This is a genomic window from Streptomyces sp. NPDC101227, from assembly GCF_044767545.1.
Lineage (GTDB): Bacteria > Actinomycetota > Actinomycetes > Streptomycetales > Streptomycetaceae > Streptomyces.
Window position 1 is genome coordinate 208,464 of sequence record NZ_JBIWOD010000008.1, and the last position, 26,207, is coordinate 234,670.

Annotated in this window: 27 protein-coding genes and 1 pseudogene; 20 read left to right on the plus strand and 8 right to left on the minus strand. The window is 70.8% G+C overall.

The genetic code is table 11. From position 1 onward, the window contains the following. Positions 1-70: 70 nt before the first annotated feature. A complete protein-coding gene (locus tag ACIRPT_RS20840; RefSeq protein ID WP_403829010.1) occupies positions 71-898 on the minus strand; it encodes a glutamate racemase in 828 nt (275 codons plus the stop codon). A 96-nt stretch (positions 899-994) separates the two neighbouring features. Between ACIRPT_RS20840 and ACIRPT_RS20845 the strand changes: the two genes are divergently transcribed. Then, positions 995-2,143 (plus strand): glycosyltransferase, encoded by a 1,149-nt coding sequence (locus ACIRPT_RS20845; protein WP_403829418.1) that lies wholly within the window; start codon positions 995-997, stop codon positions 2,141-2,143. 21 nt (positions 2,144-2,164) lie between these two features. Here ACIRPT_RS20845 and ACIRPT_RS20850 read toward each other — a convergent pair whose 3' ends face one another. After that, positions 2,165-3,496, minus strand: coding sequence for a TerD family protein (locus tag ACIRPT_RS20850; protein ID WP_403829012.1), 1,332 nt, complete (start codon positions 3,494-3,496; stop codon positions 2,165-2,167). 247 nt (positions 3,497-3,743) lie between these two features. Here ACIRPT_RS20850 and ACIRPT_RS20855 point away from each other — a divergent pair, with 247 nt between their 5' ends. From ACIRPT_RS20855 to ACIRPT_RS20880, 6 genes are all read left to right on the plus strand, one after another. Continuing rightward, complete coding sequence (locus ACIRPT_RS20855) at positions 3,744-4,214, plus strand: DUF6643 family protein (protein ID WP_403829015.1); 471 nt, start codon at positions 3,744-3,746, stop codon at positions 4,212-4,214. 80 nt (positions 4,215-4,294) lie between these two features. After that, on the plus strand, positions 4,295-5,119 hold the full coding sequence (locus tag ACIRPT_RS20860) for an MOSC domain-containing protein (protein WP_403829018.1): 825 nt from the start codon (positions 4,295-4,297) through the stop codon (positions 5,117-5,119). A gap of 65 nt (positions 5,120-5,184) precedes the next feature. Beyond that, a complete protein-coding gene (locus ACIRPT_RS20865; protein WP_403829420.1) occupies positions 5,185-6,072 on the plus strand; it encodes an MEDS domain-containing protein in 888 nt (295 codons plus the stop codon). Further along, positions 6,066-6,527, plus strand: a complete 462-nt coding sequence (locus tag ACIRPT_RS20870) for an ATP-binding protein (protein ID WP_403829021.1) — start codon at positions 6,066-6,068, stop codon at positions 6,525-6,527. Before ACIRPT_RS20865 ends, ACIRPT_RS20870 begins: the two co-directional genes overlap by 7 nt. A gap of 116 nt (positions 6,528-6,643) precedes the next feature. Further along, positions 6,644-7,246 (plus strand): hypothetical protein, encoded by a 603-nt coding sequence (locus ACIRPT_RS20875; RefSeq protein WP_403829023.1) that lies wholly within the window; start codon positions 6,644-6,646, stop codon positions 7,244-7,246. Between the two features lie 168 nt (positions 7,247-7,414). After that, positions 7,415-9,862 carry a right-handed parallel beta-helix repeat-containing protein gene (locus ACIRPT_RS20880; protein ID WP_403829422.1) on the plus strand — a complete coding sequence of 816 codons (2,448 nt, stop codon included), beginning with the start codon at positions 7,415-7,417 and terminating at the stop codon, positions 9,860-9,862. On the opposite strand, the gene ACIRPT_RS20885 is transcribed toward ACIRPT_RS20880, so the two are convergent. After that, complete coding sequence (locus ACIRPT_RS20885; protein ID WP_403829025.1) at positions 9,822-12,341, minus strand: hypothetical protein; 2,520 nt, start codon at positions 12,339-12,341, stop codon at positions 9,822-9,824. The genes ACIRPT_RS20880 and ACIRPT_RS20885 overlap by 41 nt on opposite strands. Before the next feature lie 440 nt (positions 12,342-12,781). Between ACIRPT_RS20885 and ACIRPT_RS20890 the strand changes: the two genes are divergently transcribed. Together ACIRPT_RS20890 and ACIRPT_RS20895 are read left to right on the plus strand one after the other, a co-directional pair. After that, positions 12,782-13,627 (plus strand): DeoR/GlpR family DNA-binding transcription regulator, encoded by an 846-nt coding sequence (locus ACIRPT_RS20890; protein ID WP_403829028.1) that lies wholly within the window; start codon positions 12,782-12,784, stop codon positions 13,625-13,627. 181 nt (positions 13,628-13,808) lie between these two features. Then, complete coding sequence (locus tag ACIRPT_RS20895; RefSeq protein ID WP_403829031.1) at positions 13,809-14,282, plus strand: SRPBCC family protein; 474 nt, start codon at positions 13,809-13,811, stop codon at positions 14,280-14,282. Between the two features lie 130 nt (positions 14,283-14,412). Here the strand turns inward: ACIRPT_RS20895 and ACIRPT_RS20900 are convergent, their stop codons facing one another. Further along, positions 14,413-15,510, minus strand: coding sequence for a PLP-dependent cysteine synthase family protein (locus tag ACIRPT_RS20900; protein ID WP_403829424.1), 1,098 nt, complete (start codon positions 15,508-15,510; stop codon positions 14,413-14,415). 301 nt (positions 15,511-15,811) lie between these two features. Between ACIRPT_RS20900 and ACIRPT_RS20905 the strand changes: the two genes are divergently transcribed. Beyond that, complete coding sequence (locus ACIRPT_RS20905) at positions 15,812-16,099, plus strand: hypothetical protein (RefSeq protein ID WP_403508254.1); 288 nt, start codon at positions 15,812-15,814, stop codon at positions 16,097-16,099. 175 nt (positions 16,100-16,274) lie between these two features. Then, entirely contained in the window at positions 16,275-16,802 is a 528-nt protein-coding gene (locus ACIRPT_RS20910; protein WP_403829034.1) for an ATP-binding protein, read from the plus strand. Between the two features lie 155 nt (positions 16,803-16,957). Here ACIRPT_RS20910 and ACIRPT_RS20915 read toward each other — a convergent pair whose 3' ends face one another. Next, positions 16,958-17,263, minus strand: coding sequence for an SHOCT domain-containing protein (locus ACIRPT_RS20915; RefSeq protein ID WP_403508258.1), 306 nt, complete (start codon positions 17,261-17,263; stop codon positions 16,958-16,960). A gap of 270 nt (positions 17,264-17,533) precedes the next feature. On the opposite strand from ACIRPT_RS20915, the gene ACIRPT_RS20920 reads away from it, so the two are divergent. The 5 genes and pseudogenes from ACIRPT_RS20920 (at position 17,534) to ACIRPT_RS20940 (ending at position 20,346) form a co-directional block, all read left to right on the plus strand. Next, positions 17,534-18,169, plus strand: a complete 636-nt coding sequence (locus ACIRPT_RS20920) for a TetR/AcrR family transcriptional regulator (RefSeq protein ID WP_403829037.1) — start codon at positions 17,534-17,536, stop codon at positions 18,167-18,169. A 13-nt stretch (positions 18,170-18,182) separates the two neighbouring features. Continuing rightward, complete coding sequence (locus ACIRPT_RS20925) at positions 18,183-18,581, plus strand: cupin domain-containing protein (protein WP_403829040.1); 399 nt, start codon at positions 18,183-18,185, stop codon at positions 18,579-18,581. Between the two features lie 66 nt (positions 18,582-18,647). Further along, positions 18,648-18,834, plus strand: a pseudogene (locus ACIRPT_RS20930) (DUF4865 family protein); the annotation flags it as partial. Positions 18,835-19,339: 505 nt separating this feature from the next. Then, positions 19,340-19,642 (plus strand): hypothetical protein, encoded by a 303-nt coding sequence (locus ACIRPT_RS20935; RefSeq protein WP_403829042.1) that lies wholly within the window; start codon positions 19,340-19,342, stop codon positions 19,640-19,642. Between the two features lie 68 nt (positions 19,643-19,710). Beyond that, entirely contained in the window at positions 19,711-20,346 is a 636-nt protein-coding gene (locus tag ACIRPT_RS20940; RefSeq protein WP_403829045.1) for a hypothetical protein, read from the plus strand. Between the two features lie 75 nt (positions 20,347-20,421). On the opposite strand, the gene ACIRPT_RS20945 is transcribed toward ACIRPT_RS20940, so the two are convergent. Then, complete coding sequence (locus ACIRPT_RS20945) at positions 20,422-20,811, minus strand: hypothetical protein (protein ID WP_403829047.1); 390 nt, start codon at positions 20,809-20,811, stop codon at positions 20,422-20,424. A gap of 400 nt (positions 20,812-21,211) precedes the next feature. Here ACIRPT_RS20945 and ACIRPT_RS20950 point away from each other — a divergent pair, with 400 nt between their 5' ends. From ACIRPT_RS20950 to ACIRPT_RS20965, 4 genes are all read left to right on the plus strand, one after another. After that, entirely contained in the window at positions 21,212-21,691 is a 480-nt protein-coding gene (locus ACIRPT_RS20950; protein ID WP_403829427.1) for a hypothetical protein, read from the plus strand. A 354-nt stretch (positions 21,692-22,045) separates the two neighbouring features. Then, on the plus strand, positions 22,046-22,549 hold the full coding sequence (locus tag ACIRPT_RS20955) for an ImmA/IrrE family metallo-endopeptidase (RefSeq protein WP_403829049.1): 504 nt from the start codon (positions 22,046-22,048) through the stop codon (positions 22,547-22,549). Continuing rightward, positions 22,546-23,721: an MAB_1171c family putative transporter gene (locus ACIRPT_RS20960; protein WP_403829052.1), complete on the plus strand. Its 1,176-nt coding sequence runs from the start codon at positions 22,546-22,548 to the stop codon at positions 23,719-23,721. The genes ACIRPT_RS20955 and ACIRPT_RS20960 overlap by 4 nt, the downstream gene beginning before the upstream one ends. 139 nt (positions 23,722-23,860) lie before the next feature. Then, positions 23,861-24,598 carry an alpha/beta hydrolase fold domain-containing protein gene (locus ACIRPT_RS20965; protein WP_403829054.1) on the plus strand — a complete coding sequence of 246 codons (738 nt, stop codon included), beginning with the start codon at positions 23,861-23,863 and terminating at the stop codon, positions 24,596-24,598. Positions 24,599-24,651: 53 nt separating this feature from the next. Here ACIRPT_RS20965 and ACIRPT_RS20970 read toward each other — a convergent pair whose 3' ends face one another. Together ACIRPT_RS20970 and ACIRPT_RS20975 are read right to left on the minus strand one after the other, a co-directional pair. Then, complete coding sequence (locus ACIRPT_RS20970; protein ID WP_403829057.1) at positions 24,652-25,710, minus strand: phosphoadenosine phosphosulfate reductase family protein; 1,059 nt, start codon at positions 25,708-25,710, stop codon at positions 24,652-24,654. Positions 25,711-25,785: 75 nt separating this feature from the next. Beyond that, a complete protein-coding gene (locus ACIRPT_RS20975) occupies positions 25,786-26,190 on the minus strand; it encodes a hypothetical protein (RefSeq protein ID WP_403829060.1) in 405 nt (134 codons plus the stop codon). Between the last annotated feature and the right edge of the window lie 17 nt (positions 26,191-26,207).

The window sequence follows — 26,207 nt, forward strand, 5'->3', positions numbered from 1 at the left end:
ACGCTACGGCAGTGCGTCGGACGGGTCGTTTCCCTCTCGGTCCGCGAGGGGCCCGACGTCATGGCTGACGTCAGCGTCGCCCGGCCCCGTCCCCCACCAGGGCGGCATCCGCGGCCCTGTCCGTACCGCTCCCCGCCAGCAGCCGGCCTTCCGCGTACGCCAGTGCCGTGGTCGGCAGTCCCGCCGTGCGGCCACTGAGGATCACGCGCAGGCCGCCGGTCGGGGCGGCCGCGGGCGCGGGCTCGGCGCCGATGCGGCGCAGCGCCTGGGCGGCGACGGCCTCGGCGGAGCCGTGCAGCGTGAGGGCGGGGGCGCCGGGCTGCTGGAGGGCGGCGCGGATGCGCTCGGCGAGCAGCTCGTAGTGGGTGCAGCCCAGGACGACCGCGTGGATGTCGCGGGGGGTCAGGCGCGCGGCGGCCTCGATGGCGGCGTCGATCGCGGCGTCGTCGGCCTGCTCGACGGCGTCGGCGAGGCCGGGGCAGGGCACTCCGGTGACGTCCACGCCGTGCGCGAAGCGTTCGATGAGGTCGCGCTGGTAGGGGCTGCCGGTGGTGGCGGGGGTGGCCCAGATGGCGATCGGGCCGCCGCCGGCCGCGGCGGGCTTGATGGCCGGGACCGTGCCGATGACCGGGATGGCGGGTTCGAGCTCGGCGCGGAGGGCGGGCAGGGCGTGCACCGACGCCGTGTTGCAGGCGACGATCAGGGCTTCGGGGGCGTGTGCGGCGGCGGCACGGGCGACCTCGAGGGCGTGCGCGATGACGTCGTTGGAGGTGCGCGGGCCCCAGGGCATGCCGTCCGGATCGGTGGAGAGGATGAGGTCGGCGTCCGGCCTCAGTCGTCGCACGGCGGCGGCAGTGGGGAGCAACCCGGTCCCGGAGTCCATGAGCGCGATCTTCACCCGGACACTTTATCGGTCCGCGCGCCCGACTTGTCATACCGGACGGTGTTACCGCTCACGGCGCGGCCGGTGCGGCAGACTGCGGCCGTGGGAGCGATGGAGTGGATCGGCGCCGGGTCACTGCTGGCCTGGATGTGGCTGTTGCTGGGGCAGGGCCGCTTCTGGCGGACGGATGTGCGGCTGCCGGCCCGCCGGGATCCGGAGCGCTGGCCGTCGGTCGCCGTGGTGGTCCCGGCGCGGGACGAGGCCGAGGTGCTGCCGCAGAGCCTGCCGTCGCTGCTCGCGCAGAAGTATCCGGGTCGGGCCGAGGTCTTTCTGGTCGACGACGGCAGTACGGACGGGACCGGCGCGCTGGCCCGGGAGCTGGCGGCGGCGCGCGGCGGACTGCCGCTGACCGTGTCCTCGCCCGGTGAGCCCGAGCCGGGGTGGACGGGCAAGCTGTGGGCCGTACGGCACGGGATCGCGCTGGCGCGGGAGCGGATGGCGCCGGAGTATCTGCTGCTGACCGATGCCGATATCGCGCACGCTCCGGACAGCCTGCGGGAGTTGGTCGCGGCGGCCCGGTCGGCGGGGCTGGGCATGGTGTCGCAGATGGCGCGGCTGCGGGTGGTGACGTTCTGGGAGCGGCTGATCGTCCCGGCCTTTGTGTACTTCTTCGGGCAGCTGTATCCGTTCCGGTGGGTCAACCGGCCCGGGGCGCGTACCGCCGCGGCGGCCGGCGGGTGCCTGCTGCTGCGGGCCGAGGCGGCGGAGCGGGCGGGTGTTCCGGAGTCGATCCGGCATGCGGTGATCGACGATGTGTCGCTGGCGCGGGCGGTCCAGGACAGTGGCGGCCGGATCTGGCTGGGGCTGGCGGACCGGGTCGACAGCGTACGGCCGTATCCGCGGCTGGCCGAGCTGTGGCGGATGATCTCGCGCAGCGCGTACGCCCAGCTGCTGCACCGGCCGTTGCTGCTGCTGGGCACGGTGATCGGGCTGGCGCTGGTGTATCTGGCGCCGCCGGTCGCGCTGGTCGTGGGGGCGGCTGGCGGCAAGGGGGCGGTGGCGGCGCTGGGCGGGGCGGCCTGGGCGGTGATGTGCGGGACGTATCTGCCGATGCTGCGCTACTACCGGCAGCCGCTGTGGACGGCGCCGCTGCTGCCGTTCACCGCGCTGCTGTATCTGCTGATGACGGTGGACTCGGCGGTGCAGCACTACCGGGGGCGCGGGGCGGCCTGGAAGGGCCGGACGTACGGGGCGCCGTGAGCCGCGCCCCCGGCAGCGGTGTCATTTGCTGGCCGGGGACCAGTCCAGGCCCCACCCGTAGGCGTAGTCGACGGTGCGCTGGGGGCTGACGCCGGGTTCGGGGACGAGGTAGCGGGCCTCGCGCTCGACGACGAGTTCGCTGCCGGTGTTGGTGATCATGGCCAGCGCGCAGACGTTGGACGGCACGGTGCACTCGTCGAGCGAGAAGTCGACGGGGGCGCCGTACTGCGGCTGGAGGGTGACGGTCGCGTGCAGGCCCTCGAAGCTGCGGGCGCCGGCGTAGACGGTGACGAAGATCAGGATGCGCTTGATGCGGGCCTGGTGGTCGAGGTTGATGGTGAGGTTCTCGCCGGCCGCGACGGCGCCGGTGCGGTCGTCGCCGTCGAGCTGGATGTACGGCGGGGCGTGCAGGGTGCCGAAATTGCCGCCGAGGGGGTGCACCACACCGGCGGAGCCGTCGGTGAGTTGGTAGAGCGCGCACAGATCGAGGTCGAGCTCGCCGGACTGCGGCAGCAGCGCGCCGCCGGCGCCCAGCGCCTGCATGGCCTTGCGGCCGAATTTTTTGGTCAGCCGCTTGCCCGTACTGCCGCTGGTCCAGTTGAGGTTCACCCGCATCGCGCCCGAGGTGCCGCCCTGTTTCGTCAAGGAGACGGTCGGAGCGTCCTTCGTGAGGGTGACTTTCGTCAGATGAACGGGGGTGGGCGCGGGGGCTGGGGCGGGCGCTCCCGGGGGCGGCGGAATTGACGCCGCGGGTTGACCGGCCGGCAACGGGGGCGCGGGGGGCATGGCGGCGGGCGGGGCCTGCGGCGGGGCCGGCGCCGGCTGCGGCTCCTCGGCCACGCCGATGCCGAAGTCCGTGGCCAGGCCCGCGAGCCCGGTGGCGTACCCCTGCCCGACTGCGCGGAACTTCCACCCGCCCTGACGGCGGTAGAGCTCGCCGAGCACGAAGGCGGTCTCGGTGGTGGCGTCCTGGCTGTCGAAGCGGGCGAGTTCGGCGCCGCTCGCCGCGTCCAGGACGCGGATGTGCAGGCCGGGGACGGCCCCGAAGGCGCCGCCGTCCGCGGAGGCGGCGAGCACCACCGTCTCGACGGTGCTCTCGACGGCGGCGAGGTCGAGGGTGAGGGCGTCGGTCATCCCGCCGCCGGTCTGCCGCTTGCCTTCGTGGCGTACGGCGCCGGAGGCATGCACGGGCTGGTTGTAGAAGACGAAGTCCGCGTCGCTGCGGACCTTTCCGGACACCAGCAGCAGGGCGGAGGCGTCCACGTCCGGGGCGCCCGGCGGCGCCTGCCAGCCCAGCTCCAGCCGGACCGCCGGTGCCGGGACCGGAACGTTGCTGCCCTTGAGCATCGACATGGCCGCGCCTTCCTCTCGTCCTCCGTGCCCCGTCAGCGGTGGCACTCTCCAACCTACTTGGCCCGGGGCGTCCCGAACGTCCCCTGTTCACCGGCGAGAAGCGAGGTCTTTACACGATCCCTACGGCCGATCGCGACCGATTTCCGCAAGTTCGCTCGCATTGGGGATCGACGACCACTCGGAACACGTAAAACAACCCTCTTTTCAGGCTCCCCAATCGGCACATCGTGGGCTTAACTTATGAGGCATGACCTCCCCCCGCTCCACCTACGGCGGCGGCTACTACGCTTCGCCTTCCTTCCCGGACACTCCGATCTACGACAGCCTCGTCGCGGAGCGCGGAACACCGCAGATCGCCCCGATCCAGGTGAACCCCTCCCCTTACGACACGGGTTCCTCCTATTTGCCCGCGCTCTCCTCGCGACTGCCGGCGCTGCCGGCCGGCCCCTCCGCCGGCTCGCAGGCGCATGGTTACCCGAGCCCGGCTCCGCAGCCGGTGGCGCCGCTGCAGCACGCTCCGGCGCCGTACATCCCGCAGCAGGCGGGCGTCCGCGGCTATCCGTCCCAGCAGCCGCAGCAGCCCCAGCGGCCGTCCCCGGGCACGGGGTACGAGGCGATGCGGCCGGCGGCCCCGGTCGCGCCCCGTCCCGCGGCGCCGCGCCCGGCCTCGCCGTACGACGACCCGTACGGCGGCCGGCAGTATCCGCGCGGCTACTGAAACGGGCGCGGAACGCTCGCCGAACGGGCACTGACCTGCCCCTTCGGCCGGTTGTCACAGGCGGCTGGCAGGATGGATCCATGCCGAATCCTGCGCTCCAAGCGATCCATCTCTATCCGGTCAAGTCCATTGCGGGGTCCGGTCCCGGCGAAGCCAACGTAGAGCCGTGGGGGCTCGCCGGGGACCGACGCTGGATGGTGGTGGACGCCGGAAGCAAGCTGCTGACCCAGCGGCCGCAGCCGAAGATGGCGCTGGCCCACGCCGAGGAGCTCGCGGCGGGGGCTCTCAGGCTGACCGCGCCCGGGATGCCGCCGCTGACGGTGGAGGTCCCCGGGCCCGGCGAGACGATTGCGGTGGAGCATTTCCGGGACAAGATCGAGGCGGTGAGCGCGGGCCCGGCGGCGGCCGAGTGGTTCGGTGAATATCTGGGCATCGAGGCGGAATTGGTGTATCTCGATGCCCCGGAGATGCGTCGGCCCATCGATCCCCAGTACTCCGAGCCCGGCGACACGGTGACCTTCGCCGACGGCTACCCCCTGCTGCTGACGACCACCTCGTCCCTGGACGCCCTCAACTCCCTCATCGCACAGGGCGACCACGCCGATGAGGGCCCCCTTCCCATGAACCGTTTCCGGCCCAATGTGGTCGTGGACGGCACCGCGCCCTGGGCGGAGGACGACTGGCGCAGGGTGCGCATCGGCGAGGTGGTCTTCCAGGTGGCGAAACCCAGTGCACGCTGCGTGGTCACGACCACCGACCAGCACACCGCCGAGCGCGGAAAGGAGCCGCTGCGCACGCTCGGCCGGCATCGCCGCTTCGGCGACGGGCTGCTCTTCGGCCAGAATCTGATTCCCCGCGGAAGCGGCACGATCCGTGTCGGCGACCCGTTCGAGATACTCGACTGATCGGCCCGGCGCGCTCGCGCGAGGGGCGGGCGAGGCCACGGGGGGAGGCCGAGAGCTGCGTGACGATGCCCGCGAGGGACAAAAACGGCCATCTCATCCCTGTCCAGCAGCTGCACCCCGGGGACCACGCCTTTGTGAGTTACGGCAATGACGAGATCCGCTGGGATGTCATCACGGCGTTCGTACGGCTCGGGCTGGCCCGCGGCGAGAAGGTCATGGTCCTGCCCTGCCCGGCCGTGCCCGAGGAGGAGGTGCTGGCCAGGATCGACTTCCCCAGCCGGAGCACCGCCTCGGCCCGCGAGCGCGGCCAGCTGGTGCTCAGCAGCATGCGGGCGGTGATCCGCCCGGACGCGGAGTTCACCGCCGCGCGGCAGCTGGGCCGGCTGCACGCGGAGACGGACCGGGCGACGGCCGAGGGGTACACGGGCCTGCGGGCCTTCATCGACATGGGCTGGGTGGCCGCGCTCGGCACGGACCTCGCCGCGGTGGCGCATCGCGAGACCCATGCGGACGGGCTGTTCTCCGGGCGCCCGTACACCGAAATCTGCGCGTACGACCGCCGCCGGTTCGACCGCGCGATGGTCGCCGCCATGGAGGGCGCGCATCCGCATGCCCTTCTGGAGCGGCTGGGTAGCCTGCGCTCGGTGCGCGGCGCCGAGGACGAGCTGTGCTTCATCGGCGAGGCGGACGGCGCGAATCGGGCGGCCTTCATGAGGTCGCTGGAGATCGCGCTGGCCCGTACGGCGCCGGACCGGCGGCTGACCGTCGATCTGACCCGCCTGCACTTCCTGTCGGTCGGCTGCGCCGGCGCGCTGCTCGCCCTGGCTCATGGCGCCGCGGGGCACGATCTGGTCGAGGTGCGCTGCGGCCCCGGGCACCGGCGGCTGCTGCGGCGGCTCGGCGCCGACGCGATGCCGCGGCTGGCGATGCGGGAGGTGATACGGCCGTGCTGAGCCCAGAGCCGGCCGGTCCCCGGCAGGCGCCGGAGTCCGGCCGCCGGCTGCTGCAGCGCCGCTTCACCGCCCGGCTGCTGCCCCAACTACGGCTCCTGGTGGAGGAGTGCGCGGCCCGTGAGGGGCTGCCCGAGCCGCGGCGCGGTGAGTTCGTGCTGGCCGTGGACGAGATCGCCGGGAACGCCGTGGAACACGCGGGCGGTTCGGGGCGGCTGGTGCTGCTGAGGGTGGGCGACGAGTTGGAGTGCCGGGTCAGCGACGCGGGGCCCGGGTTCAGCGAGGCGGTGATTCCCGAGCTGCTGCCGGGGCTGGACGGGGCGCCGAAGGGGCGCGGGCTGTGGCTGGCGCGTCTGGTGGCGGACCGGTTCGCGGTGTCCGCCGGAACTGCCGTAGCAGGGGCGGCAGATGCGGACAATGCGGGCGCCGTGGTGACGGTCGCCGTACGGCTGCGCTGATCGCCCGCCGCGGCACGGCTGCGCGCACCTGGCGTGATGTTGCTCTCTCTTCGCGGAACTATGGCGTGGCCGGCGCCCGATGAGGTATTTACGGACACGGAGAGGGGGGAGCGACGATGCGGGCGATCACAGGCGTTTGGCGCTGGCGGCACAATCCGCTGCGGCGCCGGACGGACCGGCTCGAGGCCTGGGTGGCGCTGGCCGCCGCTCTCCTGATCGCCGGCGGCGCCACGACGGCGGGCTGCCTGGCCGGGCAGGCCGCCGACGAAGCGCTGCTGGGGACCGTACGAATACAGCACGAGCAGCGGCATCTGGTGTGGGCAACGGTCGACCGTCTGGTCTCCCGGGCCCCGCTCGACCCCGATCCGGAGACCTCGTCGCAGCGCGACGCCCACCGCCGGGTCATCGCCCGGTGGACGGCATGGGACCGCAGCCGGCACCTCGGCCCGATCTCCACACCGCGGCCCGTGGACCCCGGCGACCGCTTCCGCATCTGGACCGACGAGCACGGCCGGGTGGTACCGAGGCCGATGGACGCCGGCACGGCCGGTACGCATGCGGTGCTGGCCGGTCTGGGCAGCGCGGCGGCCGTCGGCGGGCTGGTCGAGAGCGGCCGCAGGCTGATCGTCTGGCGGCTGATGGTGCGTCGCTTCCGGCGCTGGGACCAGGAATGGGAGCGCGCGGGACAGGACTGGGGACGGGCCGGCGCGGGCGGCTGACTCCGGTATCCGGTGAGGTTGCTGACCATGTCAACTACCGCTCGCCGGGCGCGCTACGGTGGTGCATCCAGCCTCTCGGCTGGGGCCTCGGGGACCCGAATGCGGACATCCGCGGACGGAGTCCGCCTTGCCGACAACAGCCGTACGAAGTGGGGGCACGACAGCGCCATGGCACAGGGCTCGGTCCAGGTGACGCACTCCGGAACGTCGCGTTGGCGGCGCCGTACAGGGGAGTACAGCACGCTCGCCGCCGCCCTGGAGGCTGCCGGGGACGGTGATGTGCTCACCGTCCCGGCCGGTACGTACCGGGAGAATCTGGTGCTGGCGCGCGCGGTGACGCTGCGGGGACCGGACGGTGCCCGCGGTTCGGTGCGGATCGCCCCGTCCGACGGCGTGGCGCTGACCATACGTGCGTCGGCCACCGTCCACGATCTGCATCTGGAGGCGACCGATTCCGCCTCCCCCGCGCTTCTGGTGGAGGACGGCGCCCCGGAGCTGTCCGGTCTGCGGGTGGTCACGCGTTCCGCGGCCGGTATCGAGGTGCGCGGCAGCGCCCGCCCGACGGTCCGCCGGTGCACGGTCGACAACGCCGGCGGCGTGGGCATCAGCGTCCTGGACGGCGGCGGCGGGGTCTTCGAGGAGTGCGAGGTGATGGCCGCCGGGCAGGCCGGTGTCGCGGTGCGCGGCGGGGGCCATCCGCGGCTGGAGAACTGCCGGATCCACCACGCCTCCGGCGCCGGGCTGGCCGTGAACGGCGAGGGCAGCGCCGTCGAGGCGGTCGGCTGCGAGCTGTACGAGATCAAGGGCGCCGGCATCCAGGTGGCCGCGCGGGCCACCGGCCATCTGACCGACTGCACGGTGCACCGGACCTCCGCCGACGGCGTCACGCTGGACACCGATGCGGTCCTCACACTCGCCGACTGCGATATCCACGACATCCCGGAGAACGCCATCGACCTGCGGTCGCGTTCGGTGCTGACGCTGACCCGCAGCACGGTCCGGCACTTCGGCCGTAACGGGCTGTCCGTATGGGACCCGGGTACGCGGGTGGACGCCAACCAGTGCGAGATCCACGACAGTACGGGCGACTACCCGGCGGTGTGGGTCAGCGACGGCGCCACCGCGGTCCTGGACTCGACGCGTGTGCACGACGTCCCGGACGCCCTCTTCGTACTGGACCGGGGCTCCCGTGCCGACGTCGTCGACAGCGATATCTCCCAGGTGCGCAACACCGCCGTCTCGGTGAGCGACGGGGCGACCGTCCAGCTGGACGACTGCCGGATCCGGGAGGCGGCGACCGGCGCCTGGTTCCGCGATCACGGCAGCGGCGGCACGCTCGCCAACTGCACCATCGACGGCGCGCAGACCGGCGTGATCGTCACCAAGGGCGCGGACCCCACCATCGAGGGCTGCACGGTCAGCTCGCCCGCCGAGGCCGGGTTCTATGTCTCGGCCGAGGGCCGCGGCACCTTCAACGGCTGCCGGGTGACGGGGAGTTCGGGGTTCGGCTTCCATGTGATCGACGGCTGCCGTACGACGCTGACGCGGTGCCGTACGGAGCGGTGCGCGCGTGGCGGCTACGAATTCGCCGATGCGCAGGGGGGCGGCAGCGGCGGCGGCCCGACGGTCGAGGACTGCAGCAGCGACGAGAGCCGGGCCGCGCAGGCGCCGGGCGCCGGGGCGGTGACGACGCCCGGCATGCAGCAGGCGACGCAGACCGCCGGGCTGCTGGGCAATGTGCCCGCCGCCCCCGCCGCCGCCCCTGCGCAGACCGCATCGCCCGTCGCCGAGCCGGCCGTCGTCAGCCGCCCCTCCGACGAGGTGCTGGGCGAACTGGACACGCTCGTGGGGCTGGACAGCGTCAAGCGCGAGGTGCGCAGCCTGATCAACATGATCGAGGTGGGCCGCCGCCGCCAGGAGGCGGGACTCAAGGCCGCATCCGTGCGCCGCCACCTGGTCTTCACCGGCTCCCCCGGCACCGGCAAGACGACCGTGGCCCGGCTCTACGGCGAAATCCTGCACTCCCTGGGGGTGTTGGAGCGCGGGCATCTGATCGAGGTCTCGCGGGTGGACCTGGTGGGCGAGCACATCGGCTCCACCGCCATTCGCACCCAGGAGGCGTTCGACCGGGCGCGCGGCGGGGTGCTGTTCATCGACGAGGCCTACGCCCTCTCCCCCGAGGACTCCGGGCGGGACTTCGGCAAGGAGGCCATCGACACCCTGGTGAAGCTGATGGAGGACCACCGGGACGCGGTGGTCGTGATCGTGGCGGGCTACACCGCCGAGATGCGGCGCTTCCTGGCGGTCAACCCCGGTGTCGCGTCCCGTTTCTCACGCACCATCACCTTCGGCGACTACGCGCCGGAGGAACTGCTGCGGATCGTCGAGCAGCAGGGCGAGGAGCATGAGTACCACCTCGCCGACGGGGCCGGCGAGGCGCTGCTGAAGTACTTCACCGCGCTGCCCAAGGGTCCGGCGTTCGGCAACGGCCGGACCGCCCGGCAGACCTTCGAGTCGATGGTGGAGCGGCACGCGGGCCGGGTCGCGCAGCTGGCCGACCCGAGTACCGATGATCTCACCCTGCTCTATGCGGAGGATCTGCCGGAGCTGCCCTGAGGGACTGCGGCCGCTGGAGCGGTACTCCCGGGCCGAGCCGGGCGATCAGCTCGCTGCGTACGGTGCCGAAGACCGGGTCGGCCTGATAGTCGCCATGGCCCAGGATCTGGGCGGGCAGCGGATTTTGCAGGGTGCGGCCGAAGGCGAGCGGGTCGCGCAGCGGTCCCTGGTCGACCTTGCCGCCGTCCTCGGTGGTGAGGCGGATCGGGCCGCCGATGGGGTCGGTGAAGCGCCACAGGTTGCGCCAGTCGTCCATCTCGCGGTGCAGGCCCGCTAGGACGGCCGGTCCGAAGTAGGCCGGGAACCAGCGCCCGTAGAGCCGCTCCAGGGGGCTCCCGTACGTCAGCAGGGCGACGCGGCTGCGGGTCACCAGGTCCAGCTGCCAGACGGCGGCCGCGGCCAGCACGCTGCCCTGGGAGTGCCCGGAGATGACCAGGCGGCCGTCGAACCGCTCGGTCCAGGTGGCCATCCGCCAGGTGAGGTCGGGTACGGCGCGCTCCGCGTAGCAGGGCGGCGCGAAGGGGTGGGCGGCGCGGGGCCAGAACGTGCCGACGTCCCAGAGGATGCCGATGGTGCGGCGGGCGGAATGGTCGCGGTAGGCGCGCCGCCCCATGGTGAGCAGGAGTATGACGCCCGCGCTCATCAGCCAGGAGCCGAGGGACTCCGCGGTCTGGGCGGCGGCATGGACGACGGGCGGTGCCCCTTCGGTGGCGCGGCCGGGCGCCAGATCGGTGAGCCAGGCGCCCGCCACCGCGCCGGCCCCCAGGACGAGGGTGACGGCGGCGATGGCCGCCACCAGGACGGGTGCCGCGTCCGTCAGTCCGGCCCGGGCGATGGTCCCCGCGATCCGCTGCGTACGGCGCGCGTCGGGGCGCTCCCGGGGGTCGTACAGGCCCGGGACGTTGTGGGCCACCTGGCCGCGGACGACCAGCACGCGGATGGCGGCGAGCACCACCACTACGGCCACCACGACCAGCAGGGCGGGGATGACGGAGGCTTGCCAGGACAGCAGGACCGGCGGGCCGGGGATGGGGGCGTGCGCCTGGCCCGGGGTGGCGTCGCCGTCCATCCAGTCGGCGAAGCGCTGGGCCACTCCCCCGGACAGCACGCCGCCGACGGCGCAGGCCAGCAGGGCGACGGCGGGACCGCCCATACCGTTGAGGGCGCTGCGGGCCTCGTCGCGGGCGGCGCGGTGGAGGAGCCAGGCGGTCACCGCCAGCGCGAGGACCACCAGGCTCTGGAAGACCGCGATGGCGCCGAAGGCGGCGGCGCCCGGCAGCGGGCCGGAGCTGTGGGCTCCCGGGCGCGACCAGGCGGTATGTACGGCGATGAGCGCCAGGAGGCCGAGGGAGGCGTACGGCAGCGCCCGTACGACCAGGCGGTCGGACTGGTCGTCGGGGGCGGCCTCGCTGCGGGCGGTGCGCCAGACGATCAGCACGGTGGCGACCGCGAGCAGCACGACCAGGGCGGTCAGCGCCTGCCCGGTGACGGCGAGAGCGGTGCCGCCCCCTCCCCTGCGGTCGAGCTGCGCGGTGGCGATGCGCAGGGCGGCGGCGATGGTGAGCACGCCCGCCGTGGCGTGCGCGGCGCGCAGCCGGGCGACGAGCCGGCGGCCGTACCAGAAGCCGTGCAGGCTGAGGACGGTGCGCTGGTGGGCGGGGGTGTCGCGGGAGGTGCCGGGGTCGCGGGGCGGCGGCGAGGCGGATTCGTAGGCGCTCCAGGTGCGGTGCGAGAGCCACCACAGGAAGCCGATGACGAGCAGGGGTACCGTCGAGGCGAGCGCGAGACGGCGGCCGGGGGCGCTCCACCAGCCGGAGTTGGCGGGGCTGAGGAAGCCCAGCCAGGACTTGCCGTCGGCGCAGACGGAGGTGCCGGCGCACTGCCAGGCGGTCAGGTCGAGCGCCACCTCACAGGCCGCGGCGGCCAGGAGGACGGTCAGGGTCAGGGCCAGGATCCGGACGAGCAGGTCGTAGATCCGCTGGGCCCGGTGCTCCGGCGGCGCGGCGGGGCGCATCCAGTGGGCGAGGTTGGCCACCATGAAGGGCAGCAGGATCAGCCACAGGGCGCGGGCGCTGTTGCCCGAGGTGAGATTGGACCAGCAGTACGCCTCGCGGACCGGCTCGCCGAGATATGCGTCGGGGCGCTCCTCGGCGTCCGCGTCCTCGGTGCGGCGGTAGCAGGCAGCGGTGTCGTCGCCGGTAATGCGCCGGACGCGCGGGTCGCCGAGCATTTCCTCCGGCGTCGTGCCGCCGACGCCGTGGACGAGTAACTCCAGGGCGAGTTGCGGCTCGACGGTCGGCACGGAGAGAGATGGTGGTCCCACCACCTTCGGTCCAACTGCATTGGTTTTTTTGTCATTTGCGTGCGTGGGCGGTGTGGTGTCCGCGGTCTCCACTGATGTTCCCCCGTTGTTGAACGGCACCGTGCGGTGTGGTGCGGTGCCTTCAGGATTCTCTTTTTTCCGCGGAAGCGCATCCATTGACGTGAAGACTGTGGATAAGTGTCGCGGCCGGGGAGTGGGCGGGCTTGTCGCGGGGCGGCGGGGTGGGACGCGGGCCTTCCTGTCCCGCCCTGCCTTGCCCTGGCACGGGGAATGTGAGCGGGGTGCGCTTGCGGGGCGCCACGGCGGGGCGGGAGGGGGCCGGGGAGCGATTGGCGGGGCGATTCGGACCGAAATGCGAGGGATCAATAGCGAGGGGCGCCCGCCCGCGGCGATCAACGCCCGCCTGCGTCGGTTTGCACCGGACCGCGGCATTACACCCGTGAGCCGACGGCAACGACAGTGGCGCCGGCAGAGGCAGCCCCGCCGCCCAGGCCTCGCTGTCAGTGCCTCATGCGAGGATGAGGGAACAGTGATCGCAGGCGGCAGCAGGCGCAGAAGACCCGAGGAAGCTGGTCGGGCGGAAGGGACGGGCCGGGGTGAGCGACAACCAGAATCTCCTCGCGGAGCAGCGGCGTGCCCTGATCCTCGATGAGGTCAGGCGGCGGGGCGGGGTGCGGGTCAATGAGCTCACCCGCAAGCTCAGCGTGTCGGACATGACGGTCCGCCGCGATCTGGACGCGCTGGCCCGGCAGGGCATGGTGGAGAAGGTGCACGGCGGCGCGGTGCCGGTCAGTGAGCCGAGTGCGCATGAGCCCGGGTTCGAGGCGAAGTCGGGCCTGGAGCTGAGCGCCAAGGAGGACATCGCCAAGGCCGCGGCCGAGATGGCGGCGCCGGGCAGCGCGATCGCCCTGGCGGGCGGGACGACCGCGTTCGCGCTGGCGCAGCAGCTGCTCGAGGTGCCGGATCTGACGGTGGTGACGAATTCGGTACGGGTGGCGGATGTGTTCTACAACGCCCAGCGGGCGGCGGCGAGCGGCGGGGCGGCGCCGCGCGCGGGGGCAGCGACGGTGGTGCTGACGGGCGGGGTGCGCACGCCGTCGGACACCTTGGTGGGGCCGGTCGCGGACGCCGCGATCCGGTCGCTGCACTTCGATGTGCTCTTCCTCGGGGTACACGGCATATCGGTGGAGGCGGGGCTGTCCACGCCGAATCTTGCGGAGGCGGAGACCAACCGGCATTTCGTGCGGTCCGCGCGGCGCGTGGTGGTGGTGGCCGACCACACCAAGTGGGGCAAGGTCGGGCTGAGTTCGTTCGCGTCGCTGGAGGACGTGGATGTGCTGGTGACGGATGCCGGACTGTCCGCCGGGGCGCGGGCGGAGTTCGCGGAGCTGCCGCCGGAGCTGCTGGTGGCGGGCGAGCAGTCACCCGACACGGACATCTGACGCAGCCGGCCGATGCGGCCGCCCCACGCGGACAGCTGACGCAGCCGCCCCATGCCTACACCTGCGGCAGTCATCCGACGCGGCCATCCGGCGCAGACATCTGATGAGGTGTCAGCTATGGTGTGCGGCTCCGGGCCCGGAGAACCTGGCCCGTCCGCCGGCCCGTAGGGGGTGCTCGTCCATGGCGCGCCGACTCCGCCCCGTCGAGCTCGACTTCGTCGAGTCCGCTCCACTGCGGCTGGTGTTCGCCGCGGAGGTCACCGCGCCGCCGAAGGCGGTGTATGCCGCGCTGGCGGACGATGTGGCGGGCTGGTCGTGCTGGTTCACGGGAGTTTCGCGGGCGGAGTCCACGGACGGCGGCAGAGGCCGCGACGTACGGCTCACGGGCGGCACCCGTTTCACCGAGACGGTCCTTGCGGCCGAGCCCGACGCGCACTACGCCTACCGCGTCGACGCGACCAACGCCCCTGGATTGCGGGCCCTGCTGGAGGACTGGCGGCTGACGCCGGCCGGCGGCAGGACCCGGTTGCGGTGGACGTTCGCGGCCGACGGCCCGGCGCCGTTCCGGCTGATGATGACGCTGGCCCGGCCCGGGCTGGGGCGCGCCTTCCGGGACTCCGTACGGGCGCTGGAGGGCCGCCTCGCCACGGCGTGACGTGACCGAAGTGTCACGACGCACGGCGCAGGCCCGGCCGAGCGACCCCGGCGACGGCCCCGGCGCCGACGCCCGCGCCGTCGCGCCTAAGCCCGTTCGCCCACAGGCCCCGTACACCCTCAGGCCGCCGTCAGCCCGTCCAGGAACCGTCGGCGAGGAAGGTCTCGAGGGTGCGGGCGTACGGCGCGATGTCCAGGCCCTGGGCGGCCAGCCAGTCGTCGGAGTAGTACTTGTCGAGGTAGCGGTCGCCGGGGTCGCAGAGCAGGGTGACAACGGACCCCGTACGGCCTTCCGCGACCATCTCCGAGACGATCTTCAGCGAGCTCCACAGTCCGGTCCCGGTCGAGCCGCCCGCCTTGCGTCCGATCGCCGTCTCCAGGGCGCGCACGGCGGCGACGCTGGCCGCGTCCGGGACCTTCATCATCCGGTCGATCGCGCCGGGCACGAAGCTGGGCTCCATTCGGGGCCGCCCGATGCCCTCGATGCGGGAGGCGGTGGCGCAGTCGGTCTTGGCGTCGCCGGTGCGCCAGCCGTCGAAGAAGCAGGAGTTCTCCGGGTCGGGGACGCAGACGCGGGTGTCGTACTGCATGTAGTGGACGTAGCGGGCGATGGTGGCGGAGGTGCCGCCGGTGCCCGCGGTGGCGACGATCCAGGCGGGCTCGGGGTAACGCTCGAGGCGCAGCTGCTGGTAAATCGATTCGGCGATGTTGTTGTTGCCGCGCCAGTCGGTGGCCCGTTCGGCGTAGGTGAACTGGTCCATGTAGTGGCCGCCGGACTCGGCGGCGAGCCGGGCCGAGACCTCGTAGACGGTCCGCGGGTCCTGCACCAGATGGCAGCTGCCGCCGTGGAACTCGATCAGCCGGGTCTTCTCGCGGCTGGTGGTGGCCGGCATCACCGCGATGAACGGCACGCCGATCAGCGAGGCGAAGTACGCCTCGGAGACGGCCGTGGAGCCGCTGGAGGACTCGATGACGGGCTTGCCGGGGCGGATCCAGCCGTTGCACAGCCCGTAGAGGAACAGCGAGCGGGCCAGGCGGTGCTTGAGGCTCCCGGTGGGGTGCGTCGACTCGTCCTTGAGGTAGAGGTCGATGCCCCAGTGTTCGGGCAGCGGGAAGCGCAGGAGGTGGGTGTCGGCGGTGCGATTGGCATCCGCCTGGACCTTGCGGACGGCCTCTTTCAGCCAGTCACGGTAGCCCGGATCCGTACGGTCGACATCGACGGTCGCCATCGGGGCCGCGGCCGTCGTGTCGCGGTCCGGCCGGCTCTGCGGCTGCGGTGCGGTACTCACCGGCGCACTCCTCAGGGATTCATGAGCCCGCGCACAACGCCGGGCCGCTTCCGACTATAACCACCTGCCGCACGCTTCTCACCTGCATAAACATCACTTTGAGAGACCCCAAGGAGAGCCTGGGAGAGGGTTGTTGTGGCCGCCCGTGACCAGGGGCACTGGTGTACGGGGCGTCGTACGGGCAAACTTCCTGAAGGGGCGGTGAAGGGCACCTGCCCGATGCACCGAGGAGGTGGTGGCCATGGCGGAGCCGGAATTCAACGCGACCGGCGTACGGATCGAGCGATGGCTGCGGTCCCTGACCCGCGCCGGGCAGGTCGTCATCAGAGACGGCCGGCTGGCGCTGCTGACCAGCTACGGCAGAGAGATCGACAGCGCCCCGCTGGGAGCCGTACAGGCCCATAAACCGCTGTTCGCGGCGCGGGACCGGGCGCTCGCCAGGCTGAACGGCCACCGTTATTCGCTGACCCTGGGGGCCCCGGACCGCTTCCTGAAGGCCGTGCAGGCGGCGCGTCCACCACGCACCTGAACGGCCGGGACGACCGAGGGGTGCGGTTGCGGGACCGCGCCGGCTGCCCGACCCTGGGACTCGTATCACTGAGGGTTCACCAGCGGTGACGCTGTGGTGCAGCCGGCATCGCTGGATCCGATCTTCGCCCCTGCCGTGAAGCCGGGGCGCCCGACCTCATCAGGGAGTCGTGGTCGTGATCAGGCAGCCCAGCAGACACTGCACGGTGGAGCTTCAAGCCCTTCCGGCCCGTATCGGACATGTGCGCAGGATCGTCTCGGCGCAATTGCGCTACTGGCATCTGGACGCCCTGATAGATCCGGCGGCGCTGGGGGTGAGCGAACTGCTCGCGAATGTCCACCGGCACGCCCGTCCGAGCAAACAGTGCACGGTCGAACTGTACGCACTGCTCGATCAGTTGACGGTCTCGGTGCATGACCGCGATCCGCGGCTGCCGCGGATCCGCGACGCCGACTCCTGGGAGACCTGCGGCCGCGGCCTGTCGCTGATCGCGGCGCTCAGCGAGAGCTGGGGGATGCGCCCGGACACGGACGGCCGGGGAAAGGTTGTCTGGTTCACTCTCCCGGCCCTGGCCGCCGCCCCCCGAAGGCCCGCCGCGACGCACTCCCACTGGGAGCCCATCCCGCTGGACCCGGATCCGCTGCAGCCCGCCCCCGCGGTGGCCGACCCCCTCCCCCGGGCCGAGGGCACGAAGGTCGGCTGAGCCGCGCAGCGGCGGCGCTACGGCGGCGATCGCCCGCAGCGCGTCCAGCCCCGCGGCCCGGCGCACCGTACGCGGCCCGGCCACTGCCACGGCGGCCGGCGCAATCGCCGCCAACTACCCTCCCGGCACGGTGAATACGGCGGCGCCGACGACGGTCAAGCCGCGCCCCCCTTGGGCCCGGCGCCGAAGTGCTCCTCCAGGACGGACAGCCGCCGCCAGTACTCCTCCTCATCGATCTCGCCGGCGGCGAAGCGACGGCCGAGTACGACGACGGGCGTGGGCGCGTCGCTCCGGCCGGCGGCCTGCGGGCCACGGAACCGCCCGCCCGGTCCGCCGTGCCGCCACACGGTGCGGCGCAGCAGGGTCACCACGGTGAGGACGGCCAGCGCCCACAGGACCGGGACCAAGAGGATCCAGGGGCCGGGGCCGCCTCCGGACCAGGGATTCGCCAGTTCGAACATCAGGTTCAGCTCCTCAGCGAGACGGGTTCTAGCTGTCTTCTTCGAGGGTCGTCCGCCGGGCACCGCGAGTCGTCGTACGGCCAGCGGCTTCGCGCATACGACGGGGGAAGCAGGCGGGGCGCGCGGGGCTGCTCCGGTCGCCGATCGAGCGGCGATCGAGGGGCGTTTGACGACCGATTGGTGACGGATTGGCGACCGAGTGGCGATCGCTCAAGGACCGTTCGGCGCCCGCTCTTGAGTTCTGTAACTACTAGTATGTACAGTGCGATCATGAGCAGCACTCAGGAACGACCTCCCGGCAACCAGGACGCACGGCCCGGCACCCGGGAACGCCTGGTCCGCAGCACCCAGGAGCTCCTGTGGGAGCGCGGATACGTCGGCACCAGCCCCAAGGCGATCCTCGATCGCGCGGGCGTCGGCCAGGGCAGCATGTACCACCACTTCGCGGGCAAGTCCGACCTCGCCCTGGCGGCGGTCCGGCGCACCGCGGAGGGCATGCGGGAAACCGCCGAGGAGTGCCTTTCGGGGCCCGGTACGGCGTACGACCGGGTCGCGGCCTATCTGCTGCGCGAGCGACGGGTGCTGCGCGGCTGCCCCATCGGCCGGATGACGCAGGACCGCGATGTGGTGCAGGACCCGGAGCTGCGGCGGCCGCTGGACGAGATGTTCGGCTGGCTCCAGGGCCGTATCGCCGAGGTCCTCGCCGAGGGGCAGGAGCGCGGCGAACTGGCCGCCGGATTGGACCCGGCGGACACCGCGGCGACCGTCACGGCCGTCGTCCAGGGCGGATACGTCCTGGCGCGGGCGGCCGATGACGCCGCGCCGTTCGACGCGGCCGTGCGCGGCGCGCTGTCGCTGCTCTCGGCGCAGCTCACGTCCAATACGGACGACACCACCCACCACTAGGAGTTCACGTCCCATGGAGATCACCCGACGGCGCCCGGCCAGTCAGCGGGGCCCCGCCGAGCACTTCACCGGCAGCGTCTGGCTCGACGAGATCGCCGTCCCGCCCGCGCCCTCCCGGCTGCGCATGTTCAGCGTCCACTTCGCGCCCGGCGCCCGCACCGCCTGGCACACCCATCCGCACGGCCAGGTCCTGTACGTCACCGAGGGCGCCGGCCTGGTGCAGCGCGCGGGCGGGCCCATCGAGCCGATCCGGGCCGGGGACACCGTGTGGATCGCGCCGGGCGAGCGGCACTGGCACGGCGCCGCGCCGGACACCTTCATGACGCACCTGGCGACCGTCGAGGCCGCCGCCGACGGCAGCACGATCGAGTGGGCGGAGCCGGTCGGCGCGCAGGAGTACCCGAGCGCGTAACCGCCACAAGAAGCCCCCGAAGCCCGCCCCACCCCCTTCCTCCCCTCCCTCCCGTACGGAGCCGCCATGCCCGCCCTCCAGGCGATGCAGTACGCGATCACCCTCCCCGCCGACTACGACATGCAGATCATCCGGGCCCGCGTGCGGTCCAAGGGCCACCTCCTGGACGACTTCCCGGGGCTCGGCCTCAAGGCGTACGGCATCCGCGAGCGCGGGGTCGACGGCTCGCCGGTCAACCAGTACGCGCCGGTGAAGCACAACAGCGCTATCACCTGCGTAAACATGCAGGATGGCCCCTTCCCTGGCTACTTTGATGGCTACTTTCACTCCCGCCCTGCCCTAGACCTCCATAGCGGCGCCCTTCCCGGCGCAGCACCAACGAGCGCCTGAACTCGCCGAACTCCCAGGAACAGCGACAAGGGCACTGTCATGCAGCCGCGTCGCCCCGACTTGGGACCGTCCAACATGTGGACATTGGCCGTGATGTACATCACGCGTCCGCAGTAATCTGCGCCGCAGGTGGACATTTCCGGGCGGGGCACCTCCAGAATTCAGAGCCCCAAGCCGCATCAAGCCGCAATTCACCTCGAACGAGTTCTCGCCTGCCTTCAACTCACGCTGGCCAAAGGCAGGCGAATTGACTCCACCCCGATCCCTGACAGACGCGGGCGGCCCTACTCTGGGGCTGCCGCGAGGGAAGCGCTACGCCTCCCGTCACGGCGGTGCTACGCCGTCGTTCATGAGGTATGACAATCGCGATGACTGATGCCCTCGTACGGGATTCTGCCCAACTCCTAAAGGAGTACGAGGGCGGGGTGTGGCATCCGACCTTGGAGGAGCACACGCTCGCTGAGGATCTCGCCCACATGCACTGGCGCCCGGAGTCCATCCGTGCCGCACTGCGCGAGGTGCACCCTGCGGTCCGCGCCGGGCGGTTGGTCGACGTTCTTGATCCGGCAACGACGGTTCTGGAGTCCCGGGAGTCCGTCGGCGGGGGCGCAGCGGACGCTGCGGTGCTGGCCCTTCGGCGGTTGATCGACGTACTCGCGGCTGATTCTTAGCTGAGCTGGCCATGACTGCCTCGCCGGTCGGGCAGACTGCTGCCATCGACGCGGCGAGAGGTACACCAATGTGGGGCCCCGACACCCAACTCCAGGAGCACGCCCAGCAGTACGCGGCGGCGCATGACGGGCGGCACCCTTACACCGATGCCTGGCCGTGGGCCGAATCAATCGTCGCGTGGCACGCCCAGCACTCCGGCCGGTCCCCCCGGATGCCTCATCTAGAGCCGGATGAGCGCGCTCTGGTAGTGGCCGGCATCGCCGAGTCCCTGCGGTTGGAGATGGCGCGTGGCCATGCCCTTGGAGACATCGCTCTGTACCAGCTCCGGGACGAGCTGCTGACGTGGCTGTGGGTCGGGAAGGAGTTCCCCTCCCCTGGTGAGGTCGGCTGGCCCGCGCCGTCAGGACCGCACGCCGACCAGTGGCAGGCCCTGATGGATCTGGTCCGCGCAGACCCTGCGCGGGGCCGGATCATCACCCGGGCAGTCAGGGAGACGCTTCGCGACCTCTGCAACTACGCCGCCCATCGGCCACACCTACCGGGTGCCGCCTACCGTGAGCTGATGGACCACCGGTTCCGTACGCGCAACTACGACGTGGTCTCCCTGGCCGAAGTCGCACCGACCCTTGATCTTCCGGCCCCGGTGGCAGACCCCGACTGGTACGAGGGCGTTGTCGGCCTCGTGACTGAACAGGCGGCCTGACCCGCTGTATAGACGCCTCTCGACGTCCCACTGGTCAAGCCCGACCTGGTCGCCGAGATCGCGGGTGAACCGCGCCTATGACCGAACCGGCACAGACGCCCAGATCACATATCCCCCCGCATCGCCGCAGTACTGTCCGAGGTCATCGGCAAGGCGGCGGACAAGGTACAGCCCCGGCTCCTCGTCGGGGGCAGGCAGAGGTCCACACATCTCCCCGACCGACACGGTGACATGGGCGCCGTCGAAGACGACGCGCCCCAGAATGTCAATGCTGCATCGATGGCGTGCGGTGATGTCGACGAGTTCCGTCACTACGGCAAGAACGTCTCGACTGATCGTGTCGACGTTCGCCTCCCCCTTCAGGAGCATGGGCAGGGTGCGCCGAACGAACGCAGCAGCGCGCGTCATGGTGTCGGCTGCCTCGACGTGCGGTCCGACAGCGAAGGCAATGTCGCGGTTCACCACCAGTTGCCGCCATGGGGAGGACGGCGACTCCTGGAGTCCTCGCTCAGCGGGGGTGTGCCTCACGTCTGTCCATCCCGTCACTAGAAGCACCGTTAGCGAACCTCAGTTCGATCTCCCCTCCGCCGCCGACACCGGCGGCCCACCTACGAGGGTGCGAGCGGCCCACACGCGGCGAGGAGGGAGAGCAACTTGAGTTGCTATCCTAGGGCCAACGTTGGTCGATTCGTCCACTCAGATCAACTCAGATTAATATCGAGGGGAGAGCGTCACCGTGACCCATGCCCACGGGATGCAAGCCCCGCAGGAGGTGCCCCCCTACGGGGCCACCTTCGCGGAGCAACTTGACTTTCTATGCACCCACGACCCGCGGGGTCCGTTCTCGAACCCCACTGTCGTGAAGATGATTGAGGAACGGGGCCTGCCCACCTTCTCTGCTACCTACATGTGGCAGCTTCGCACCGGCCGGGCCGACAACCCGACCAAGAAGCACATGGACGCCCTTGCAGCCTTCTTCGGCGTCCCGCAGGACTACTGGTCTAACCGCGCTACAGCCAGCACCGTGAACAACATGATCACCCGTCTGAACGGCTTCAAGGAGTCCGGCACGAGCCCTGACCAGCTTCACCGGCAGCTCGAAGCGTTCACGAAGTTGATGGGCCAGGGGGTCACGCCGGAGGTGATCAATGAGCAGTTGGAGACTCTGGCCCGCTTGAAGGAAGCAGGCGTCACCTCAGCCACCCTGAAACGTCTGCAGGACGCGCGGGTTACTGGGATTGCCATGCGGGCGGTGGGCCTGTCCGACGAAGGACTCACCGCAGCCGCGGCGATGATCGACCAGGTTCGCCGGCTCGAAGGGCTGCCGTCCGAGCCCGACACCTGATCGACGCTTCAGCACCGGGCCGCCGCAGCGGGAGTGGACGCGTGGTATAGCAGTTCGCGCAGGCTGTAGCAGCCCGGTGCCCCTTGCAGGGGCGAATCAGGGCGTTAGCTAATCTCCTTGAGGTTCCCAACCGAACTCTTCAACGTCGAACAGATCGTGAGACCGGATCCACCGCCAAACATTTCCATCTTGCGCGCGCTAGGTGCGAGGAGTTTCATCAATCGTCGATGGGCGAGGACCAGCGGCGACTCGGACGCAACGCCGGCACGGGACTATTCCTGACCCCAGCAGCCTCCCCGCCTGCCGCGCGCAACAAGATCCCGTCATCTTGACCGGCCAGGGAGGGGTACTCAGATGTATGCATCCATACAGCAGGACAGTGAGCGTTTCGTGCGAAGCCTGAACCTTCCCGCGGTGACGGGAATTCGCGACCTGATTCCCGAAGTGGAGCGCCGGACCGGGCTGGCCGTGGAACTGCAGCCTGCAGAAGTGCAAGTCTCAACACCGTGCGGGCTGTGGATCGCGACCGAGAAAAGGCACTACATCTTCTACGACCCGAGAACGAGCGTCGCGCACCAAGATCACATCATCGCCCACGAGATCGCGCACATCCTCAAGGACCATCAAGGTACAGCGAAGATGTCGACCGACGTCAGCGGCATCAGCGCCGAGCTGATCCTGTCAGTCCTCGGACGCACGCAGTACGACGACGCACAGGAGTTGGAAGCCGAGATGGTGGGCACCTATCTCCAAGCTCACGTGCTCTATCACCGGAAAGACCGCAGCGGCATACTCGACGAATCCGAGTCCGGCCGCGTAGCTCGAACCTTCATTCGCTCCAGAAAGTCAAACCCGTGAGTGCTCTACACCCCATATGTCTGGCCATTGCGACTTTGGGATTCATGCTTCTTCTGCGGGATTTGAAGAACAGTAAGGACCGGGCCCTGGTCCTTCTAAGTCTCGTATTCCTCTCCTCGGCTCTCAGCTACATCATCGCCCTTCCTCCGGTGTGGGCACAGATCGATGGCGTCTTCGGCGTGGCCAACATCTCGGTTCCGCTTGCCCAGAGTTGCGTCATGCTGGTCCTCATTTTCCAGACCGCGGTTGTGGCCTACTGGTCATTTCCACCGGCCAAGGCTCGGTTGTGCGCCAAGCTCTTCGGGGCCGTGGGTGCCGCTACCATTCTCGGCCTCTTCGTCACGTTCTCCCAGATTCCGCCAGACGACTTCGCGCACTTCGCGGTACGCGACCCCTTCTACAAGGCGTATCTCGGCATCTACATCTGTGCGTACACCACCGCCCAGACCTACCTGGCAGTGAAGTGCTGGCAGCAGTCACGCCGGTCCCCCAACGCATGGGTTAGCGCCAGCCTGCGCATCATTGCGGTGGGTGCAGTCATCACCATCGGTCAGAGCATCATCCGAGCCGCTGACCTTCTCGCGGACGCATTCGGCTCCAGCGCGGACAGTTGGCTCGCCATCGCCTGGCTCTGCGGTGATGCCGGCGCTCTGCTCACCCTGCTCGGATACTTCCTGCCCACACTGGTCGATCGAGCTCGTGGCGTGTATGGATGGGCCAACGACCACTACGTGTACAAGCGGCTCGGTCCTCTCTGGGAAGCGCTCTATGCCGCAACGCCATCGATCGCGGCCCTACCAGCTGAGTCACAGGCCACGGCTCTGCTGCGACTCCGTCCCGTCAGCTTTTCCTTGTACCGGCGCGTGACCGAGATCCGTGACGGCATGATTGAGCTTCGTCCGTATCTCGATGCCGAGACTCGCGAAGAGGCTGAGCATCGGCACAACGCGCGCGGTCTTCACGATCCGGACCTCGCGGCCGCGGTGGTCGCCGAACAGATTCGTGCCGCCCTTGTCAGCCACAGCCAACGGTGGACGGCCATCGAGCCTGCGGAGTACGCGGATGCACGAGTCCGTACCTCGACCACCGACGAGGACAAGAAGCTCCTGCTCCGCATCGCGCGCTACTTCACGCCCCCTATGACGCAGCCTGCAGTCACACCGCATACGTAATCGGCGCATCAAGCCGGATCGGCACCGCGCCCGCGCTCCTTGCCCACAAGGGTCCGAGAACCGCGTTGCCACCAGGCTCTGGTGCATGACCTGCTCTTACGATGTGCGACTGGCCCAGACTTCTAGGAGACCGTCTCCCATGGCAACCACCCCGCTTCCTGTGCTCAGCACGGCCACCTTCGGCAATGACCGCAAACTAATAGACGTGTACCGGCCCGGTGATGTCCCTCAAGATCTTCTGCCTGTGGTCCTCATGTGGCATGGCCTGGGGCCTGATGAGAGGGACGTGCTTCGGCCACTGGCGGAGGAGACCGCAAAGCGGGGTGCGATCGTGTACGCCTCCGACTGGCGGTCCGATGCCTCGGATGGCGGCCGGGGCCACCTTTTGGAGTCGATCCGATTCGTGCGTGCTGACGCAGCTTCACGCGGAGGCGATGCTGGACGTTTCGTGCTTGCCGGTTGGTCGGCGGGAGCCGGCGCCGCGATGGGAGTGGCTCTAAGGCCGGAACTTGTCGACGGCTGGAAGCCTTCGGCGGTGGTGGGCATCGCTGGCCACTACGGGCTTCCTGCCCGGACCACGGGCGACACCCCGCTCGACGACTTGACCCGTTCGTCGGCGCGGCCGGTACCTGTTCGGCTCGTACACGGCTCAGGTGACGTCGTCCTTGACGCACAGAACTCGCGGGACTTCCTCGCGGCTCTGGAAGGCGCCTCTTGGCGTGCACACCTTGATGAAGTCGCAACCGACCATGCCGGTGTCATCATGACCGAGTATGACCCGATGCTGGAGCGCTGTGTCCGAACGTCCTCCGAGGCAGCGCTGCGCGGTGGCCGCACGACAGCCCGGTCCATCCTGCATGCGGCTGGCAACTGCTGATTCGCAGTGCTCTCCGGGCTCGGGGCCCCGGCCCTGCGGCCGGGGCGGTGCGGTCAGGCCGCCAGGTCGAGACGGCCGCGCTCGACGCGGGCGAGGTAATTGCGGGTGGCCTTCTTACCGACGTAGCCGGACAGGGCGGTGCCGCGCGCCGGGCGGCGCAGCTCGCCGTGCTCGGCGTCCAGCGCTCGGGCCCGCTCGACGATCTGGGCCATGGACAGGCCGTGCTTGAAGTCGGCGCCGACCTTCTTCTCCACGGCGACGTACTCGGCGGCCTTCTTCGGGCGCACCCGTGCGGCGAGCACGACGTCTGCCTCACACCCAAGTACACAGAAGGAGCAGGACAGGCGGCTCATGCCCCAGTCGTACGCCTCGTGGTACGGCAGGCCGGAGCGGGCGATCTCCTTCCAGACCGCGGCGTCCGTCCAGCCGTGGATCGGCCTCCACGTCGTGACGTGCCTCTTGCCGTTGCTCGCCGGGCGGTCGATCTCGACGGCGGGGAGCTTGGCGCGCGGCGCGCTCTCGGCGGCCCGCTGGCCCATGCAGTTCAGGATGCGTGCCGGGCGCCCCAGGTCGCCGAGTTCGGCGACGAGGCGCGTCATCAGCTTCCGGATCGGGCCCCGCTTCAAATCCGAAGTGCACCACCTAGCTGAGGATGAAGGCCAGGCCGGGGCGACCTTCGCCGTAGCCGGGTCGCGGCCCTCGTCGCGGGCCTCCTTCTCCGCCTTCGCCTTCAGCTTGAAGAACCGGGCGACGGTGCGCGCCAGCAGGTCGCCGCCCTCGGCCTTGACCACCTCGAACCGCACGCCCAGGCGGCGGGCCTGGTCCTCGGCCAGCTTGCGGGTGTTCTCCCACTCGATGTCCCCGAGGTCCGCGTGCACGATCACGACGCGGTGGAACAGGCCGAGCTTGGCCGCCAGGTCGCAGACGTGGGAGGCCATCGCCTGCGAATCCTTCCCGCCGCTGGAGTTCAGGAGTATCCAGTCGGCGGCGCGCAGCAGCGCGGCCGGGATGGTCGTGGCCGGCACTTCGGGGACGGACGGGTGGATGCGGCGGGGGCGCTTCTGCTTCGGGGCGGGGGCGACGTCGGCGAACAGGGCCAGTTGAGCACTCACAGTGTCCTCGGTGGGGAAGGTGCGGGCGGAGGGTGCCGGGGCGCGGCGGTCTGCGTCGCGCCCCGGCGGGCCGGTTCAGGCCGGGAGCACGGTGCGGGCGTCCTTGTCCCAGGCAGGGACGGCGAGGCCGAGTTCGGCGTAGCGGGCGGCGCGGGCCGCAGCGCGGCCGGGCCCGGAGAACTTGCAGCCCTTGTGACGGCGCGGGGGTGCCGGGTTGGCGCCCTCGCGCTCCCGCATGTGGCTGTAGAAGACCTCGATGTCCTCATCGCACAGCAGGCAGTGCAGGGCCCACCGGTGTTCGCTGCCGGGGTAGCCGTGGTGGACACCGGCGCACCGGGTGCGGGTGCAGCACTCGGGCTCGGTGACGGGGTTGGCGCGCGGGGTGTAGCCGAGTTCGCGCATCCGATTCCAGGCGGCGGCGAGGCTTTTGCGGTTGCGCGGGGTGTCGGGCAGGAACGTGGACAGGAACGGCGCGGTCATAGAGCTGGGCCTTTCGG

What these genes read in the sequence shown, in the direction of transcription:
- ACIRPT_RS20845 (WP_403829418.1), top strand. Translation starts at nt 995, where the DNA reads ATGGAGTGGATCGGCGCCGGGTCACTGCTGGCCTGGATGTGGCTGTTG.
- ACIRPT_RS20850 (WP_403829012.1), bottom strand. Translation starts at nt 3,496, where the DNA reads ATGTCGATGCTCAAGGGCAGCAACGTTCCGGTCCCGGCACCGGCGGTC.
- ACIRPT_RS20855 (WP_403829015.1), top strand. Translation starts at nt 3,744, where the DNA reads ATGACCTCCCCCCGCTCCACCTACGGCGGCGGCTACTACGCTTCGCCT.
- ACIRPT_RS20860 (WP_403829018.1), top strand. Translation starts at nt 4,295, where the DNA reads ATGCCGAATCCTGCGCTCCAAGCGATCCATCTCTATCCGGTCAAGTCC.
- ACIRPT_RS20865 (WP_403829420.1), top strand. Translation starts at nt 5,185, where the DNA reads ATGCCCGCGAGGGACAAAAACGGCCATCTCATCCCTGTCCAGCAGCTG.
- ACIRPT_RS20875 (WP_403829023.1), top strand. Translation starts at nt 6,644, where the DNA reads ATGCGGGCGATCACAGGCGTTTGGCGCTGGCGGCACAATCCGCTGCGG.
- ACIRPT_RS20880 (WP_403829422.1), top strand. Translation starts at nt 7,415, where the DNA reads ATGGCACAGGGCTCGGTCCAGGTGACGCACTCCGGAACGTCGCGTTGG.
- ACIRPT_RS20885 (WP_403829025.1), bottom strand. Translation starts at nt 12,341, where the DNA reads ATGGATGCGCTTCCGCGGAAAAAAGAGAATCCTGAAGGCACCGCACCA.
- ACIRPT_RS20895 (WP_403829031.1), top strand. Translation starts at nt 13,809, where the DNA reads ATGGCGCGCCGACTCCGCCCCGTCGAGCTCGACTTCGTCGAGTCCGCT.
- ACIRPT_RS20900 (WP_403829424.1), bottom strand. Translation starts at nt 15,510, where the DNA reads ATGGCGACCGTCGATGTCGACCGTACGGATCCGGGCTACCGTGACTGG.
- ACIRPT_RS20905 (WP_403508254.1), top strand. Translation starts at nt 15,812, where the DNA reads ATGGCGGAGCCGGAATTCAACGCGACCGGCGTACGGATCGAGCGATGG.
- ACIRPT_RS20915 (WP_403508258.1), bottom strand. Translation starts at nt 17,263, where the DNA reads ATGTTCGAACTGGCGAATCCCTGGTCCGGAGGCGGCCCCGGCCCCTGG.
- ACIRPT_RS20920 (WP_403829037.1), top strand. Translation starts at nt 17,534, where the DNA reads ATGAGCAGCACTCAGGAACGACCTCCCGGCAACCAGGACGCACGGCCC.
- ACIRPT_RS20925 (WP_403829040.1), top strand. Translation starts at nt 18,183, where the DNA reads ATGGAGATCACCCGACGGCGCCCGGCCAGTCAGCGGGGCCCCGCCGAG.
- ACIRPT_RS20935 (WP_403829042.1), top strand. Translation starts at nt 19,340, where the DNA reads ATGACTGATGCCCTCGTACGGGATTCTGCCCAACTCCTAAAGGAGTAC.
- ACIRPT_RS20940 (WP_403829045.1), top strand. Translation starts at nt 19,711, where the DNA reads ATGTGGGGCCCCGACACCCAACTCCAGGAGCACGCCCAGCAGTACGCG.
- ACIRPT_RS20950 (WP_403829427.1), top strand. Translation starts at nt 21,212, where the DNA reads ATGATTGAGGAACGGGGCCTGCCCACCTTCTCTGCTACCTACATGTGG.
- ACIRPT_RS20955 (WP_403829049.1), top strand. Translation starts at nt 22,046, where the DNA reads ATGTATGCATCCATACAGCAGGACAGTGAGCGTTTCGTGCGAAGCCTG.
- ACIRPT_RS20965 (WP_403829054.1), top strand. Translation starts at nt 23,861, where the DNA reads ATGGCAACCACCCCGCTTCCTGTGCTCAGCACGGCCACCTTCGGCAAT.
- ACIRPT_RS20975 (WP_403829060.1), bottom strand. Translation starts at nt 26,190, where the DNA reads ATGACCGCGCCGTTCCTGTCCACGTTCCTGCCCGACACCCCGCGCAAC.